The organism is Pseudomonas marvdashtae, assembly GCF_014268655.2.
Lineage (GTDB): Bacteria > Pseudomonadota > Gammaproteobacteria > Pseudomonadales > Pseudomonadaceae > Aquipseudomonas > Aquipseudomonas marvdashtae.
Genome location: NZ_JABWQX020000001.1, coordinates 3,600,744 through 3,616,637, shown reverse-complemented (window position 1 = coordinate 3,616,637; position 15,894 = coordinate 3,600,744). Strand labels below are relative to the sequence as shown.

At 61.4% G+C, this 15,894-nt stretch carries 15 protein-coding genes; 8 read left to right on the top strand and 7 right to left on the bottom strand.

Features of this window, described 5'->3' with window-relative positions:
- Window positions 1-37: 37 nt before the first annotated feature.
- Both HU742_RS16215 and HU742_RS16210 read right to left on the bottom strand, forming a co-directional pair.
- Window positions 38-859 carry an aldo/keto reductase gene (locus HU742_RS16215; RefSeq protein ID WP_186643221.1) on the bottom strand — a complete coding sequence of 274 codons (822 nt, stop codon included), beginning with the start codon at window positions 857-859 and terminating at the stop codon, window positions 38-40.
- 110 nt (window positions 860-969) lie between these two features.
- Window positions 970-2,118 (bottom strand): aldose epimerase family protein, encoded by a 1,149-nt coding sequence (locus HU742_RS16210; RefSeq protein WP_186640286.1) that lies wholly within the window; start codon window positions 2,116-2,118, stop codon window positions 970-972.
- Between the two features lie 297 nt (window positions 2,119-2,415).
- On the opposite strand from HU742_RS16210, the gene HU742_RS16205 reads away from it, so the two are divergent.
- The 4 genes from HU742_RS16205 to HU742_RS16190 all read left to right on the top strand — a co-directional run bounded on the left by HU742_RS16205 (window position 2,416) and on the right by HU742_RS16190 (window position 6,162).
- The gene (locus HU742_RS16205) at window positions 2,416-3,165 is read left to right on the top strand and encodes a hypothetical protein (protein WP_186609691.1); all 750 of its coding nucleotides are present in this window, start codon (window positions 2,416-2,418) and stop codon (window positions 3,163-3,165) included.
- A gap of 99 nt (window positions 3,166-3,264) precedes the next feature.
- Window positions 3,265-4,050 carry a sulfite exporter TauE/SafE family protein gene (locus tag HU742_RS16200; RefSeq protein ID WP_186640288.1) on the top strand — a complete coding sequence of 262 codons (786 nt, stop codon included), beginning with the start codon at window positions 3,265-3,267 and terminating at the stop codon, window positions 4,048-4,050.
- A gap of 69 nt (window positions 4,051-4,119) precedes the next feature.
- A complete protein-coding gene (locus tag HU742_RS16195; RefSeq protein ID WP_186643222.1) occupies window positions 4,120-5,478 on the top strand; it encodes an erythromycin esterase family protein in 1,359 nt (452 codons plus the stop codon).
- A gap of 135 nt (window positions 5,479-5,613) precedes the next feature.
- Window positions 5,614-6,162 (top strand): DUF4174 domain-containing protein, encoded by a 549-nt coding sequence (locus HU742_RS16190; RefSeq protein WP_186643223.1) that lies wholly within the window; start codon window positions 5,614-5,616, stop codon window positions 6,160-6,162.
- A gap of 36 nt (window positions 6,163-6,198) precedes the next feature.
- On the opposite strand, the gene ampC is transcribed toward HU742_RS16190, so the two are convergent.
- Window positions 6,199-7,347, bottom strand: a complete 1,149-nt coding sequence (gene ampC / locus HU742_RS16185) for a class C beta-lactamase (RefSeq protein WP_186643332.1) — start codon at window positions 7,345-7,347, stop codon at window positions 6,199-6,201.
- A gap of 226 nt (window positions 7,348-7,573) precedes the next feature.
- Here ampC and HU742_RS16180 point away from each other — a divergent pair, with 226 nt between their 5' ends.
- Both HU742_RS16180 and HU742_RS16175 read left to right on the top strand, forming a co-directional pair.
- Window positions 7,574-8,452 carry a Dyp-type peroxidase gene (locus HU742_RS16180; protein ID WP_186643224.1) on the top strand — a complete coding sequence of 293 codons (879 nt, stop codon included), beginning with the start codon at window positions 7,574-7,576 and terminating at the stop codon, window positions 8,450-8,452.
- 98 nt (window positions 8,453-8,550) lie between these two features.
- A complete protein-coding gene (locus tag HU742_RS16175) occupies window positions 8,551-9,297 on the top strand; it encodes an SDR family oxidoreductase (RefSeq protein WP_186609686.1) in 747 nt (248 codons plus the stop codon).
- Between the two features lie 23 nt (window positions 9,298-9,320).
- Here the strand turns inward: HU742_RS16175 and mapR are convergent, their stop codons facing one another.
- The 3 genes from mapR to HU742_RS16160 all read right to left on the bottom strand — a co-directional run bounded on the left by mapR (window position 9,321) and on the right by HU742_RS16160 (window position 12,701).
- Window positions 9,321-10,730, bottom strand: a complete 1,410-nt coding sequence (gene mapR / locus HU742_RS16170) for a GntR family transcriptional regulator MpaR (protein ID WP_186640298.1) — start codon at window positions 10,728-10,730, stop codon at window positions 9,321-9,323.
- Between the two features lie 53 nt (window positions 10,731-10,783).
- Window positions 10,784-12,196: a cytochrome c oxidase accessory protein CcoG gene (gene ccoG, locus HU742_RS16165; RefSeq protein WP_186643225.1), complete on the bottom strand. Its 1,413-nt coding sequence runs from the start codon at window positions 12,194-12,196 to the stop codon at window positions 10,784-10,786.
- Between the two features lie 268 nt (window positions 12,197-12,464).
- Complete coding sequence (locus HU742_RS16160) at window positions 12,465-12,701, bottom strand: DUF3203 family protein (protein WP_186643226.1); 237 nt, start codon at window positions 12,699-12,701, stop codon at window positions 12,465-12,467.
- A 137-nt stretch (window positions 12,702-12,838) separates the two neighbouring features.
- Here HU742_RS16160 and HU742_RS16155 point away from each other — a divergent pair, with 137 nt between their 5' ends.
- Entirely contained in the window at window positions 12,839-13,339 is a 501-nt protein-coding gene (locus HU742_RS16155) for an MgtC/SapB family protein (protein ID WP_186640304.1), read from the top strand.
- Between the two features lie 68 nt (window positions 13,340-13,407).
- On the opposite strand, the gene HU742_RS16150 is transcribed toward HU742_RS16155, so the two are convergent.
- A complete protein-coding gene (locus HU742_RS16150) occupies window positions 13,408-13,572 on the bottom strand; it encodes a hypothetical protein (protein ID WP_186643227.1) in 165 nt (54 codons plus the stop codon).
- 207 nt (window positions 13,573-13,779) lie between these two features.
- Between HU742_RS16150 and HU742_RS16145 the strand changes: the two genes are divergently transcribed.
- The gene (locus tag HU742_RS16145) at window positions 13,780-15,777 is read left to right on the top strand and encodes an alpha-1,4-glucan--maltose-1-phosphate maltosyltransferase (protein ID WP_186643228.1); all 1,998 of its coding nucleotides are present in this window, start codon (window positions 13,780-13,782) and stop codon (window positions 15,775-15,777) included.
- Window positions 15,778-15,894: the final 117 nt, after the last annotated feature.

The window sequence follows — 15,894 nt, the reverse complement described above, 5'->3', positions numbered from 1 at the left end:
ACTCGCCACAGGTCAGTGCCCGCCGATTTCAGTGGAGTCAGACCATCGCCAACCGCTGCTTGCCCTGTGGCTGCGGGAACATCAGGTCCAACGCCGCCAAATCCTGGGGCTCAAGCTGCAGATTCGCTGCTTCGGCGTTCAGGCGCACATGTTCAGGTTGCACGGCCTTGGGGATGGCGATGACATTGTCCTGGCGCAAGAGCCAGGCCAGGGCGATCTGCGCCGGCGTCGCGCGGTGGCGCTCGGCAATCTGTTGCAGGGTGTGATCCTTCAGCAAATGTCCACCCTGGCCGACCGGGCAGTAAGCCATGACCGGCATGCGCTGCTGCTGGCACCAGGGCAGCAGGTCGAATTCGATGCCGCGTTCTTGCAGGTTATACAGCACTTGATTGGTGGCGCAGGCCGGCGAGGCCAATTCCTCGAGGTCAGCGACATCGAAGTTCGACACGCCCCAGCGCCCGATCTTGCCTTCTTCGCGCAGGCGTTCAAACGCTTCGACGGTTTCTTCCAACGGGTACTGGCCGCGCCAGTGCAGCAGATACAGGTCGATGTAATCGGTGTCGAGCCGCCGTAGGCTGCGCTCGCAGGCCAACGGAATGCCTTTACGACTGGCGTTGTGCGGATAGACCTTGCTCACCAGGAACACCTGGTCGCGCAGCCCGGTGATCGCTTCGCCAACGACGTGTTCGGCGCCGCCCTCGGCGTACATTTCCGCCGTATCAATCAGCGTCATGCCCAGTTCGATGCCCAAGCGCAGGGCGGCCACTTCCTTCTTGTGATGGGACGGTTCTTCACCCAGGCGCCAAGTGCCCTGGCCGATTACCGGTACCGAAACACCGGCCAATTCCACAGTTCTCATGCACATCTCCTGCTCTGCGGGTCGATAAAGCGTGTGGCAGCAGGATAGACCAGGTGTTCCCATCTTGATCGTTCCCGTGTAACGGGCGGGAACGATCAATCGTGGGGAAGTTACTCGGCCGAGAACTTCAGCACCATGGCCTGGGTGTAGGTCTGGCCCGGGTCAAGTCGTGTTGAAGGGAAGGACGGCTGATTGGGCGAGTCCGGGTAGTGCTGGGTCTCGAGAGTGAACGCACCCCAGTGCGAATAGACCTTGCCTTGCTTGCCCTTGACCGTGCCATCAAGGAAGTTGCTGGTGTAGAACTGCACGCCGGGTTCGCTGGTATAGAGCTGCAGGCGCCGTCCGGATTGCGGATCCTGGACATCGGCGGCGAGTTTGCTCACGTCCCCCTTGGCGTCGAGCACCCAGTTGAAATCGAAGCCGCCCTGTTTCGGCTCGGCAAATTTGAGTTGAGGGTGATCGGCCTTGATATGCGTGCCAATGGCAGTGGGCTTGGTGAAGTCCATAGGCGTCCCAGCCACAGGCGCCAGCTCGCCAGTGGGGATGAGCTTGGCCGTCACCGGCGTATAACGCGACGCGTGCAGGGTCGCGACTTGCTTGAGGATGTCGCCGTTGCCCGCGCCAGCCAGGTTGAAATAGCTGTGGTTGGTCAGGTTCAGCACCGTCGGTTTGTCGGTGGTGGCCTTGTAGTCGATGCGCAGCTCGTTCTTATCGTTGAGGCTGTAGGTAACGTCCGTCTTCAGGTTGCCGGGAAAACCCATTTCGCCGTCCGCCGATACATACGTCAGGGTCACGCCCACCGAATCCTTGTCATTGCTCGGCTCGGCTTTCCATACCCGTTTGTCGAACCCTTGAGGTCCGCCGTGCAAGGAGTTGTCCTTATCGTTCTGCGGTACTTGGTAACGCTTGCCGTCCAGCTCGAAGGCGCCGCCGGCCAGGCGGTTGCCGAAGCGGCCGATGGTCGCGCCGAAATACACATTGCCGTTCTTCTGATAGCCCTGAACATCGTCGAAGCCCAGCACGATGTCGGCGGTCATGCCGTTTTTGTCCGGCACGACCAGCGATTGCAGGATCCCGCCATAGGTGATGACGGTCGCCTCCATGCCATGGCTGTTGCGCAGGATGTATTTTTCAACCGCGGTGCCGTCGTTGGTCTTGCCGAACGCAACGCGTTCGTTGGTCAGGCCCGCGGCCTGGGATGAGGTGGCGATCATCAGAGAGACTCCGAGGGCCGTGAGCAGATATTTGGATTCAAGCATGGTGTGACCTTCCTTCCTGTTGTTTTGTTGTTGTTTTAACGCGGGTCGAGTCCGTTACTTGGTCGGACAGCGATGAAGGTTTTTCTGTTCAGTAGTCTTTCTATTTATGGCTTGCGAAGGGATTTATAGCCATAAATACAGAATTATCAATTAAAAAGTAAGACTAATTGAGCGGGGCGAGCCTGACCCGAGCGGGAGATTTGATGGCGACCACTGCACTTTTGGGACTTTTGCCGCTCTATCCATGGCCAGGAAGCGGCGACCCCCACCGTTTCCCCATGCCCAGACCGAGATTCAATGGCCGGTGTTTTCCCTTTCGAAATGGTATTGCCACGGCGCTGCGGCTTGCTGCTGGCAGGGCTTTTGTTGCTGCTCAGCGGCGGCTGCAGTCAGCAGCAGGGCCAGGACATGGTCAATCAGTTCAGCAACGCCCGGCCCCAGGAATTCTTGCAGACCAGTGTCGACCGCATGGCCACGCTCTCGATGCATGACAACCTGGAAAGTCTGTACCTGCTGATGCACAAGCTTTACCTGCGCAACCCTGAAGAGCTGCGTAAGTCGGGCTTCCTGGATGCGCGTATTGCCGTCAAGCAGGTGCGCCAGGCCATCGAGCAGCAACAACCTTTGCCAACCCTGGGCAACAAGAAGGATCTCGCCGCCCTGAGCTACGCCATGAGCCCGGAGTTTCTCGGCGATCGGGTCGGTGCATTCATCTACGCCATCGGCAGCATGCTGGTGACGGCCCATGGCAATCGGCTCGAGTTCTATATGACCGATACCATTGACCCGCGCTTCGTCAGCAACGCGGCGCGCAACATCGAGAAAGCCACGTGGTTGCTGGGCCAGCGACAGAACAAGGACGGCACGCCGATGTTGTTTTCCAATGAAATTTCGGAGGAGGGGAGCAACCTGAGCTTCGCCGTCGAGTTCGGGAAAATAGTCGCGCGGCTGGACCTGCTGACGCAGATGCTCGACGAGCGCTACCGGCGCATAGGGCTCAATTACGCGCAGAGCTTGCTGTTCCTCAATTTCCTGCCGGTCCAGTAAGAATGGAATAAAGATAGATCACATCGATATAGGGAGTTATAAGAAAAATCGCTATGCTCGCGGCCAGATTTTTCACGCGGTCGCGCTGAGACGGGTTTGATGGATTTCGGTAATGTCGGTTTAGTCGTAGCGGGCCTGGTGGTCGGTTTCATCGTCGGAATGACCGGCGTGGGTGGCGGATCGCTGATGACTCCCATCCTGTTATGGTTTGGTATCAACCCTGCGACGGCGGTGGGTACGGACCTGCTGTACGCGGCAATCACCAAATCCGGCGGCGTCCTGGTCCATGCCAAAAATCGCAATATCGACTGGGCGATTACCGGTTGGCTGACCCTTGGCAGTGTGCCGGCGGTCGGGTTGACCCTGTGGTTTCTCAGCAGCCTGGACGGCTCGCCCGACGCGATGAACGCGGTCATCAAGCAAGCCCTGGGCTTTGTGCTGTTTGCCACCGCCCTGGCGATCCTGTTCAAGAAACGCCTGCTGCAATTCGCCCATGACCGCGCCGGCGGCCATTACAACCCCAGCGGTTCGCGGCTCAACGTTTTGACCGTGATCACTGGCCTGGTCCTGGGCACGATGGTCGCGTTGACCTCCATCGGTGCTGGCGCGCTGGGCACCGTCGCGTTGTTTATCCTCTATCCGTTCCTGGTTACCAAGCGCCTGGTGGGCACCGAAATCGCCCACGCGGTGCCGCTGACCCTGGTCGCTGGCCTGGGCCATGCGAGCATGGGCAACATGGACTGGCACATCCTGGGCTTTCTGCTGATCGGTTCGTTGCCGGGCATCTATCTGGGCAGCCACTTGTCGGGACGCATTTCCGACGAGCTCCTGCGCCCTTGCCTGGCGGTGATGTTGGCGCTGATCGGCTTCAAACTGGCGTTCTGATTTGCTCGGAGTCATGCGGATGTCGCCGTAGTCATACCTGTAAACCAGGTACTGATGAGGCCACGATCCATGAACAGCCCAGCCAGAGATCTGCTGCAACGCCTACGCCGTCATCGCGCCGAACCGCGCACCGGCATTGCCGACATCTTGCGTCATCACGCCGAGCCGCTGCCCGCCGAGGACAGCCCGGCCTTTGGCCAGATGTTCAATCGCTTCGCCGACGCCAAGGTCGTACTGATCGGCGAAGCCAGCCACGGCACCCACGATTTCTACCGCACCCGCGCCGCCATCACCCGACATCTGATCGAGCATCACGGCTTCGCCATTGTCGCCGTCGAAGCCGACTGGCCCGACGCCGGGCAAATCGACCGCTGCGTCCGTGACCTGGGCCCCTCGGCCTGGAAACAGCAGGCCTTCGCCCGTTTCCCGAGCTGGATGTGGCGCAACAGTGATGTCCAGGCGTTCGTCCGTTGGCTGCGGGACCACAACCTCGGCCAGCCTGCCGCTCGACGCGTGGAGTTCCGCGGCCTGGACGTCTACAGCCTGCGGCATTCCATCGACGAGGTGCTCGATTACCTCGACAAGAGCCATCCACATCTGTCCCGTGACGCCCGACACCGTTATGGCTGCCTGACGCCGTGGCACGACGATCCGGCGTTGTACGGCCATTTCACCGAACGCGGCAACCTGGCGACGTGCGAAGACGCCGTGGTCGAGCAGCTCAACAGCTTGCTGGCCGAGCGCCTCGACCCGTTGATCCAGGACGACGAAGGATTCTTCAGTGCCGTCCAGAATGCTCGTGTCGTGCGCGCCGCCGAGCAGTATTACCGAGCGATGTACCGTGGCGGCAAATCGTCCTGGAACCTGCGGGACAGGCATATGTTCGACACCTTGCAAAGCCTGTTGGAGCATCGTGGGCCGGGTGCAAAAGCGGTGGTCTGGGCACATAACTCCCACATCGGCAATGCCGCCGCGACGCGCATGGGCTGGGAAGGGGAATTCAATATTGGCCAATTGTGCCGCATGGCCTATGGTCGCGACGCGGTGTTGCTGGGCATGGGCACTGACCATGGCAGCGTGGCGGCGGCCGATGACTGGGACGCGCCGATGAAAATCAAGCCAGTCGTGCCAGCGCTGGCCGGCAGTTGGGAGCGGGAGTTTTTGCTGGCAGGCGTGGGCGCATCGCTGACCGACTGGCGAACCGCGCCCGACGAAGACTTGTTGGACGCGTTGTCGGAACCGCTGCTTGAACGCGCTATCGGTGTGATCTACCGCCCTGAGACCGAACGCCAGAGCCACTATTTCGAGGCGGTGCTGGCCGAACAATTCGACGCCTGGCTCTGGTTCGAACAGACCGAAGCCGTCACGCCGTTACCCGCGCCTCACCCGCTGGAAAACGAGGAGGACACTTTTCCGTTCGGCCTTTGAACGCCTTGTGTCACGGTTGCGCTATGGGTCCGGTCGCCTAAGCTTCAAGGCAGGCAGCAGCGTATCGGGCGACTCTCGCGGAACAATCGCCGCCATGTGCAATCAGTACAGCGTAAATATCAAAAGGAGAGGCGCATGCTTATTCGGTCGTTGACCTTCGCTACCCTGCTGGCCATCGCTGGCCCCCTGTTCGCCGCCGATGGCGATTCACCCCTGGTGGCGGAAGTCGGCAAGTCTCGCCCGCTGATCGTCATCGCGCCCAGCTCCGTCGACCCTGCGTGGGTCAACCTGAAGAAAGCCTTGGATGAGCCGGCGGGCAAGCAGGGTTTTTCCGAGCGCAACATGGTGCTTTACACGGTGCTCAACACCATCGGGCAGCGTGACGGCAAGGACCTCGACCCGCAGAGCACCATGGCGCTGATTCGTTCTCTCAAACTGGGGGCCGGTGCGCAGACCAAGATCATCCTGGTGGGCAAGGACGGGGAAAAGAAGCTTGAGCATTCGGGCGCGATCGAGTTGAAAGAATTGTTCGACACTGTCGATAAACTTCCCGCAGCGGAAAAAGAAGCGACCCCTGCGGCGTCACCCCCCGCGCCGGAACCCGAGCCGGCCAAGGACGCGAAAGGTGCGAAGCCGGGCAAGGCAGCCAAGCCAGCGGCTGCGCCGAAACCGCTGGATGATTGATTCCAAGAGCGACGAGGTCCCTGTGGTGAGGTGACCTCATTGCTCTTGCAACGCCATCAGAATCTGGTGCGCGGCCTTCACCCGTTCTTCGTTCGGGTAGTTTTTATTCGCCAGCAGCACAATCCCCACATCCTTCCCAGGGACGAACGCCGCATAAGCACCGAAACCATTGGTAGACCCGGTCTTGTTGATCCAGGCACCGTCCGGCGCGGGCCGGGGTGGGTCGAGCGGTTCGACTTTTTGCGGGGTCAGGGCCATCCCTGGCGTGTTGCCAGCGAGCAATTTCTCCAGGGTGAACGGGGCGGGGTAGAACTCCCAGCCCAGCCCCTGAGTCATTTGGCCGGCCTTGTAGAAGCCTGTTTGTGTCGTGGCGATGGCTTGCTTGAGGTCAGCGTCCAGCTTTTCAGGTTGCAGGTTGGCCTCGACGAAACGAATCAGGTCCGATGAGCTGGTCTTCACCCCGTAGGCCTCCGAATCCATCGCGCCGGGGCCGACCCGCACCGGCCTGCCATCCTTTGCGTAGCCTTGGGCATACCGGCCCAGTTGGTCCTGCGGCACCCGCACGTGGCTGTGCTTGAGGCCCAGCCCGGGCATCAACGTTTGTTCCATCACCTCGTCAAACGGTCGCCCCAGGCTGCGGGCCGCCAGATGGCCGAACAAGCCGATGCTCGGGTTCGAATACAGCCGCTGGGTGCCGACCGGGTAGAGCGGTTTCCAACTCTGGTAATAACTGAACATCCGGTCGGGACGGTCGGCATCGTCGGGGAACTGCAACGGCAGGCCGCCCGGGGTGTAGGTGGCGAGATCGAGCAGGCGGATGCTTTCCAAGGCACTGCCGCGCAATTCGGGGGCGAAGCGGCCGGCGGGGTCCGTCAGGGACAGTTTGCCTTGGGCCTGGGCGTAGGCGCCAAGCGTCGCGGTGAAGGCCTTGCTGATCGAGCCGACTTCGAACAGGGTCTGGTCAGTCACCGCGCTTTTCGTGTCCTTGGAAGCGACCCCAAAATTGAAATACTGCCGCTGACCGTTATGCGTGATCGCGACCGCCATGCCGGCGATGTCCTGTTGTTTCATCAAGGGCTGGATGACCGCGTTGACCCGGTCTTCAATTCGCTCCTTGGCAAAGCTTGGGGTGGTTACGCAGACGAGGAAAAACGTCCCGGCGAGTATCGATCTGGCAATTTGCATCATGGACCGCTCCTGTTGGCCTTCCTTGAGGGTGGTCAATCTAGGATGTTTTCCGCTACGCGACAATTGGGAGTGGTTGGGCAGGGGCTTGTTTCCGTCTGGTCTGACAGCGCAGTGGGCATGTTCCTACAAAAACGCGTAATGGCTCAAAATGACGGGCCTCAAGCGAAACCACACAAAGCGGCGGCCGCCGGGTAAACTCGCGGCTCTTTCCAAAGGAGTTCCCATGAGTTACTACCAGCCCGGCATTCTCGCCACCCCTGTTCCGCCTCAGGCTCGTCATCTGTTTTTTGCCCTGGAATCGGTCGAGGCACTGCCGGCTGCGCTCGACAAACTGCTGTTTCAATTGGATGGTCGCGCGGTGGTCGGCCTTGGCGAATCGCTGGTCCAGGCGCTGGGCGGCCAGGTTGAAGGCTTGCGGGCGTTTCCCGCGCTGGCCGGTGTCGGCGTCGACAACCCGTCGACCCAGCACGCGCTCTGGTGCTGGCTGCACGGCGAGGACCGGGGCGAGCTGCTGCACCGCAGTCGCGCCATCGAAGCGGCATTGGCGCCGGCCCTGCGCCTGGTGCAGATGAACGAAACCTTCCGCCACATGACCGGGCACGACCTGACCGGCTACGAAGATGGCACCGAAAACCCCCATGACGAAGCGGCCATCGCCGCCGCCCTGGCCCAGGGCAACGACGGGTTGCGCGGTGGCAGTTTTGCCGCAATCCAGCAGTGGCAACATGATCTGGATGGTTTCGCGGCGATGCAGCCCCATGAGCGGGACAACATCATGGGCCGTCGCCTGAGCGACAACGAAGAGATCGAAGACGCGCGGGAGTCGGCCCACGTCAAGCGCACGGCCCAGGAAAGCTTCGCCCCGGAGGCCTTCGTCGTGCGCCGTTCCATGCCTTGGATCGAAGGTGATCGCGCTGGCCTGATGTTCCTCGCGTTCGGTTTCTCCCTCGACGCCTTCGAGGCGCAACTGCGCCGCATGAGCGGGTTGGAGGACGGTATCACCGATGGCCTGTACCGCATGAGCCGACCGATTACCGGCGGTTATTACTGGTGCCCGCCGCTGCTGGACGGTCGCCTGGACCTGCGCGCACTCGTTCGCTAGGGCGTGTGCCTCGGCCCGGTAAGCGGGCCGCGTTGTGCAAAAACACAGGCGAACGCTATTCTTGGGCCCGATGTGTTTGCGTGAAACGGAGAAGCAGCGTGGATAAAATCATCGTCATCACCGGCGGCGGTCGCGGGATCGGGGCGGCCACGGCGCTGTTGGCTGCCGACCTGGGCTATCGGATCTGCATCAATTACCAAGCCGACGAAAATGCCGCCCAGGATGTACTCGAACAGGTCCGGGCCAAGGGCGCGCAGGCCATTGCGGTCCGGGCCGACGTGAGTATCGAGGACGAGGTGGTCGGCCTGTTCAATCGCGTTGACGCCGAGTTGGGGCGCGTCACTGCACTGGTAAACAACGCCGGTACGGTTGCGCACAAATCCCGACTCGATGAAATGTCCGAGTTCCGCATTCTCAAGATCCTCAAGACCAACGTGTTGGGGCCGATCCTGTGCGCCAAGCACGCGGTGCTGCGCATGTCGCCCCGCCATGGCGGGCAGGGCGGCAGCATCGTCAACGTCTCGTCAGTTGCCGCCCGCCTCGGCGCGCCGGCTGAATACGTCGACTACGCGGCCTCCAAAGGCGCACTGGATACTTTCACGGTCGGACTTTCCAAGGAAGTGGCCGGCGAAGGCATTCGCGTCAACGCGGTCCGTCCTGGCTATATCTATACCGATTTCCACGCCCTCAGTGGCGACCCGGATCGCGTCAGCAAGCTGGAATCGGCGATTCCCATGGCGCGGGGCGGACGCCCTGATGAAGTGGCCGAAGCGATTATCTGGTTACTGTCGGACAAGGCTTCGTATGCGACCGGCACGTTTGTGGACCTGGGCGGCGGGCGCTGAGCTGTCCAGCGCTGGCAATCGACTCAGAACGACTTGATGATCCGCCCCAACGTCTCCATGGCCTTTTCCGAAACGTCGGTCCAAGGGCCGCCATAGTTCAGGCGAATGCAATTGTTGAAGCGCCGGGTCGCTGAAAAGATCGGTCCCGGCGCGATGCTGATGCCCTGCGCCAGGGCCATCTGGAACAGCTTCAGCGAATCGATCTGCTCCGGCAGTTCGAGCCACAGGAAATAGCCACCCGCTGGCTGGCTCACGCGGGTCTGGGCCGGAAAATAGCGGGCAATGGCGGCGAGCATGGCGCTTTGCTGCTCTTCCAAGGCGTAGCGCAATTTGCGCAGGTGACGGTCGTAGCCACCGTGTTGCAGGTAGTCGGCAATGGCGGCCTGGGCTGGCATCGAGGCGCACAACGACGTCATGAGCTTGAGCCGTTCGATTTTCTGCGCATAGCGCCCGGCGGCGACCCAGCCGATGCGATAGCCCGGGGCCAGGCTCTTGGCGAACGAACCGCAATGCATCACCAGTCCTTCGGTGTCGAACGCCTTCGCCGGTTTGGGCGCCTGTTGGCCGTAATAGAGTTCGGCATAGACATCATCTTCGATCAGTGGCACCTCATGACGGCGCAGCAGCTCGACCAGCGCCTGTTTGCGCGCTTCGGGCATCGTCGCGCCCATGGGGTTCTGGAAACTGGTCATGCACCAGCAGGCCTTGATCGGATGGCGCGCCAAGGTCTGTTCCAGCACTTCAAGGTCGATGCCATCGCGCGGATGCACAGGAATTTCCACGGCCTTGAGCTTGAGCCGTTCCAGCACTTGCAGGCTGGCGTAGAACGCCGGTGCCTCGATCGCCACCAGGTCGCCCGGTTCTGTGACCGCTTGCAGGCACAGGTTCAACGCCTCTAGCGCGCCGTTGGTGACCAACAATTGCTCCATTGGCAACATCAGCCCACCGACCATGTAGCGCAGGGCGATCTGGCGGCGCAGCTGAGGGTTGCCCGGTGACATGTCGGTGACCACCACGCGCGGATCCATGTCCCGCGTGGCGCTGGACAACGAGCGCGACAGGCGCTGCAGCGGAAACAGCAGTGGGCTGGGAAAGGCCGAGCCGAACGGTACGGTGGCAGGGTCCTTGATCGAGTCGAGCACTGAAAATACCAGTTCGCTGACATCGACTTCGGTGGACTCATGAACCGGGCTGCTGATCACCGGTTCGTAGAACGGGCTTGGCCCATGATGGTTGACGAAGTAGCCGGAGCGCGGCCGGGCGCGAATCAGGCCTCGGCGCTCCAGCAGGTAATAGGCCTGGAACACGGTGGACGGGCTGACGCCATAGGTCTGGCTGGCATAGCGTACCGACGGTATCCGCTGGCCGGGCCCCAGCATGCCGGAGCGGATCAGTTGCGCGATGTCGTCGGCGAATTGTTCGTAGCGTTTCATGGCGGGCCCGGTCTGGAGCGGCTTTCATTATGGGAGCGAGGCATCTTAAGGCTTCACCGATTCATCGGTGCGACAAAACGGCTTGTTGCTTCGCTGTAGACATCAGGCGCGTCACTGTCGGCGACCTTGAAGGTCACTTCCTCTGAACCTTTGCCAGCACGCCCGCTGAGCATCGCCACCGACACCGGCACGTCGACGATCTCCCCCGGCGCCAGGCTCTGTTGGGTCTGGCCTTGCAGGACGAAGCCGTCGCCGTCCACCAAGGACAGGTGATACGACTGGCGTTGCTGGGTCTTGTTGATGATCTTCAGGCTGTAGATGTTCTCGATCTGGCCCTGGCTGTTTTCACGAAACAGGCCACGGTCCTTGCTCACGTCCAGCGACACCATCGGCCGCTCCACCAGTGCCAGGGCCAACGCGCCGATCATGACCAGCAAGACGGCGGTGTAGCCGATCAGCCGCGGTCGCAGCAGGTGGGTCTTGCCCCCTTGCAACTGGTGTTCGGAAGTGTATTTGATCAGGCCGCGGGCGTAGCCCATCTTGTCCATGATCGAATCGCAGGCATCGATGCATGCCGCGCAACCGATGCACTCCATTTGCAAGCCGTCGCGGATGTCAATGCCGGTGGGGCAAACCTGCACGCACATCTGGCAGTCGATGCAGTCACCCAGGCCGATGGCGGCCGGATCTGCCTCACGCTTGCGCGGGCCACGGTTTTCGCCACGGGCCACATCATAGGAAATGGTCAACGTGTCCTTGTCGAACATCACGCTCTGGAACCGCGCATAAGGGCACATATGCATGCACACGGCTTCGCGCAGCCAGCCGGCGTTGAGGTAGGTGGCAGCGGTGAAAAACAGTACCCAGAACAAACTGACGCCGGCCATTTGCAGGGTCAGGAGTTCTTCGGCCAGCGGGCGGATCGGGGTGAAGTAGCCGACAAATGTCAGGCCAGTGAGCAGGCTGATGGCGAGCCACAATGTGTGCTTGGCCCAGCGTCGCAGCAGTTTGTTCGGTCCCCAGGGCGCGGCTTGCAGCTTGATCCGCTGGTTGCGCTCACCCTCGGTGATTTTCTCGCACCACATGAACAGCCAGGTCCACGAACTCTGCGGACAGGTGTAGCCGCACCACACGCGTCCGGCGAACACGGTCATTGCAAACAGGCCGAACGCGGCGATGATCAGCAACGCCGACAGCAGGATGAAATCCTGCGGCCAGAAGGTCGCGCCAAAAATATGGAATTTGCTTTCGCAAAGGTCCCAGAGCACGGCCTGGCCACCGTTCCAGTCCAACCACACCGTGCCGAAGAACAGCAGGAACAAGACACCGGCACCGCTGATGCGCAAGGTGCGAAACAAACCGGTGAAGCTGCGGGTATGGATCAGGTTGTCGGTGGTCCGGGCCTTGATCCTGGTCGGCGCGGGATCGTAGGTCGGTATCAACTGGACGGGAATTCGTTCGCTCATGGTCGGTCGCTCATCAGCCGCTATCTGGCCGGAGCACTATGAGCATCGAACTGTTTGCATAACAGACTCAGGTAGCCGGATAAAAACCGGATCAGATGCCGTCGGCCCCAAGCCCTGCGACACGTTGATGCACCCATGGCTGGACGAACATACTACTGTGGCGAGGGGATTTATCCCCGCTGGGGCGCGCAGCGCCCCTAAAAATTTGCGAGCGCTGCGCACTCGAGCGGGGATAAATCCCCTCGCCACAAATGTATTGGATTGGGATTCAAATCACTGAGTCGCTGTCCGTCGCCTTCAGGTTCTGGCGACGGTCAGCCGCCCCGGCCACGGTCAAGGCGTCCACTTCCGCCTCGGTCAGGTAGACCCGCCCGCCATTGAGTTCCACAGCCGACATGGCTTTGTCCGGGTCTGTGATGATGGTCAGTTCGCTGGCCGGACGCTGTTCCGGGCCGTTGGGGGTTTCGAAATGGCAGGTCTGGTCGTCATCGATACGCACAGTCATGGTGGTGCTCCTTCCTGATATCTGATCGTTAGGCGCCTGGCGACCAGCAGGGTTCGTTGCGGCTGATCAGCGGTCGCAGCGGGCACGTCTGGCCCCGCTTGTGGTCCATCATTTATCGACGTGAGAGAGGAAGGTCCATGGAATCCTGGTGGGATGAAGTCTGGGTAACCCTGCAAGCGGAATTCGCCGACATCACCGATACCGAGCAAATGACGCGCGTAACGGTGCGTCTGGTGATGGCTGCACTGCTTGGGGGCATTCTCGGGTTCGAGCGTGAACACAAGGGCAAGGCCGCGGGCGTGCGTACCCATATGCTGGTGGCGCTAGGGGCTGCGCTGTTCGTGCTGGTGCCGCAGATGTCCGGTTCCCAGGCTGACGCCATGAGCCGCGTGATCCAGGGCGTTGTGGCCGGCATCGGCTTTCTCGGCGCCGGCACGATCCTGAAAAACGCCGACGGCGATGAAAGCCACGTCAAGGGCCTGACCACCGCCGCTGGCCTGTGGATGACGGCGGCCATCGGCGTTGCTGCCGGGCTGGGGCGCGAAGCGACTGCGCTGCTCAGCACGGTGTTGGCGCTGGCGATCTTCAGCGTGATGCCGATGATTGTCCGGGCGTTGGAAAGGGACAACAAGGGGTAAGCCAGGGCGCCCTGGCTTGACACTCCGGCAGGTTTCACGTCGTTCCCGAGAGTTGCGACTAGGCTACCTCACACGCGCTCCGGCGGCGCCTCGCTCGGCGGGTCACCGTGGGGCGGTTGCGGGTCGAGCGGTGGGTCTTTTTCCGGTATCGGCTCCGGGTCGGGACCCGCTGGCGGCAGGTTGGGGTCGTCGATATTCGGATCGGGTGTTTCGGCCGGGATGGGAATGCTCATGGGCGGCTCTCCGGAGGGGATGTGGCTTGAGTCGTGCTTGTTGGGTTGACCATGACTCGACGGATTTGATTCCCCGGAGCCGGCCAGTAAATCTCGCTGAACTTTTGGTCGCCGGTCCGGTTCGGAGCTTAAGTGAGTTTAATCAGGGACCCGTTGGGCCTTTACCGCCACAAGCGCGTCCATGGGGCGTAAAAGGAGCGATGCTCGATGACTGCCGAACACCCGACTGACCTGGCCTACAACCCGCATTTGCCGTTGTCACAGGCCTTGTTGTTGCCACGTATTGCAATTGAAAACACCATGCCGGTGATCGACGGCGGCCTATTTGCCGCCAAGGCCCTGGCGGGGCGGGATGTGACGGTGACCAGCAAGGTGTTCGCCGATGGCCACGACAAGCTGGCCGTGCGGATTCGTTGGCGCGCCCTGGAAGACGAGATCTGGAACAGCGAGGTCATGGCCGAGCTGGGCAATAACAGTTGGAGTGGGCAGTTCAATGCGCCGGTCCAGGGTCGCTACGTGTTTTGCATCGAGGCCTGGCTCGATCAATTCGCCAGCTTTTGTTACGAGCTGCAAAAGAAATACGCCGCCGGGGTGCCCATCAGCCTCGAATTGCAGGAAGGCCGCAATTACGTGCAACAGGCCGCCGAGCGTAGCGATGGCGAACTGAGGGAACAGCTGACCGCGCTGCACCATGAGCTTTCAGGCCTGTTGCCGGTAGAGCAGGTCGCATTGTTCCTCGATCCCCGCAGCGCCGACTTGATGTCCCTGGCCGACCACCGGCCTTACTTGAGCATCAGCCCCGAGTACCCGTTGGACGTGGAGCGTGAACTTGCCGAGTTCGCCAGTTGGTACGAGCTGTTTCCGCGCTCCATCACCGATGATGCCAGCCGCCACGGCACGTTCAACGACGTTCATTCGCGCCTGGCGGTGATCCAGGACATGGGCTTCGATGTGCTGTACTTTCCGCCGATCCATCCCATCGGCCGCAGCTTCCGCAAGGGCCCGAACAACTCCCTCCACGCAGGTCCAGACGATCCGGGCAGCCCGTATGCCATCGGCAGCGAGGAGGGCGGGCACGAGGCGATTCATCCTCAGTTGGGCACCCGCGAAGATTTCCGCCGCCTGGTGGCCGCTGCCGCCGACCATGGCCTGGAGATCGCCCTCGACTTCGCCATCCAATGTTCCCAGGACCACCCGTGGCTCAAGCAGCACCCGGGCTGGTTCAGCTGGCGGCCGGACGGCACGATCAAATACGCGGAAAACCCGCCGAAGAAGTATCAGGACATCGTCAACGTCGATTTCTATGCCGCCGATGCCATTCCCAGCCTGTGGCTGGAGCTGCGCGACATCGTGGTGGGCTGGGTCAACGAGGGGGTGAAGATATTCCGCGTCGATAATCCCCACACCAAGCCTTTGCCGTTCTGGCAGTGGCTGATCGCCGATGTGCGATCGCAATACCCTGAAGTGATGTTCTTGGCGGAAGCATTCACCACCCCGGCGATGATGGCGCGTTTGGGCAAGGTCGGTTATTCCCAGAGCTACACCTATTTCACCTGGCGCAACACCAAGGCCGAGCTGGCGACCTATTTCACCGAGCTCAATGAATCGCCCTTGCGCGAATGCTACCGGCCGAATTTCTTCGTCAACACGCCGGACATCAACCCGGCGTTTCTCCATGAGTCGGGGCGTGCGGGCTTCCTGATACGCGCGGCGCTGGCGACCATGGGGTCGGGCCTGTGGGGCATGTACTCGGGTTTCGAACTGTGCGAATCGGCGGCGGTGCCGGGCAAGGAAGAATACCTCGACTCGGAGAAGTACGAGATCCGTCCACGGGACTTCACCGCGCCGGGCAACATCATTGCCGAGATCGCCCAGCTCAACCGAATCCGCCGGCAGAACCCGGCATTGCACACGCACCTGGGCCTGAAGATCTACAACGCCTGGAACGACAACATCCTTTATTTCGGCAAGCGCACCCCCGATGGCAGCAATTTCATCCTGGTGGCGGTGAGCCTTGATCCGCATAACGTCCAGGAGGCCAATTTCGAGTTGCCCCTGTGGGAAATGGGCCTGCCTGACGATGCCCAGACTCAAGGCGAGGATTTGATGAACGGACATCGCTGGAGCTGGTACGGCAAGTACCAGTTCATGCGCATCGACCCGGCGTACCAGCCGTTCGGGATCTGGCGGATCAGCGTGGCGTGAGGCGCGAGAACGGCTTTCGTGGCGAGGGGATTTATCCCCGCTGGGCTGCGAAGCAGCCCCAATCGGTCAAAACGGATACGTCCGGTTGGCCGCGCTGAAGCTTTTGGGGTCGCTTCG

Bases quoted from the DNA above. Each gene is read 5' to 3' on its own strand.
- mapR (WP_186640298.1), bottom strand. From the start codon at position 10,730: ATGAAACGCTACGAACAATTCGCCGACGACATCGCGCAACTGATCCGC.
- HU742_RS16200 (WP_186640288.1), top strand. From the start codon at position 3,265: ATGGATTTCGGTAATGTCGGTTTAGTCGTAGCGGGCCTGGTGGTCGGT.
- HU742_RS16180 (WP_186643224.1), top strand. From the start codon at position 7,574: ATGAGTTACTACCAGCCCGGCATTCTCGCCACCCCTGTTCCGCCTCAG.
- HU742_RS16195 (WP_186643222.1), top strand. From the start codon at position 4,120: ATGAACAGCCCAGCCAGAGATCTGCTGCAACGCCTACGCCGTCATCGC.
- HU742_RS16160 (WP_186643226.1), bottom strand. From the start codon at position 12,701: ATGACTGTGCGTATCGATGACGACCAGACCTGCCATTTCGAAACCCCC.
- HU742_RS16215 (WP_186643221.1), bottom strand. From the start codon at position 859: ATGAGAACTGTGGAATTGGCCGGTGTTTCGGTACCGGTAATCGGCCAG.
- HU742_RS16155 (WP_186640304.1), top strand. From the start codon at position 12,839: ATGGAATCCTGGTGGGATGAAGTCTGGGTAACCCTGCAAGCGGAATTC.
- ampC (WP_186643332.1), bottom strand. From the start codon at position 7,347: ATGCAAATTGCCAGATCGATACTCGCCGGGACGTTTTTCCTCGTCTGC.
- HU742_RS16150 (WP_186643227.1), bottom strand. From the start codon at position 13,572: ATGAGCATTCCCATCCCGGCCGAAACACCCGATCCGAATATCGACGAC.
- HU742_RS16205 (WP_186609691.1), top strand. From the start codon at position 2,416: ATGGCCGGTGTTTTCCCTTTCGAAATGGTATTGCCACGGCGCTGCGGC.
- HU742_RS16190 (WP_186643223.1), top strand. From the start codon at position 5,614: ATGCTTATTCGGTCGTTGACCTTCGCTACCCTGCTGGCCATCGCTGGC.
- ccoG (WP_186643225.1), bottom strand. From the start codon at position 12,196: ATGAGCGAACGAATTCCCGTCCAGTTGATACCGACCTACGATCCCGCG.
- HU742_RS16145 (WP_186643228.1), top strand. From the start codon at position 13,780: ATGACTGCCGAACACCCGACTGACCTGGCCTACAACCCGCATTTGCCG.
- HU742_RS16210 (WP_186640286.1), bottom strand. From the start codon at position 2,118: ATGCTTGAATCCAAATATCTGCTCACGGCCCTCGGAGTCTCTCTGATG.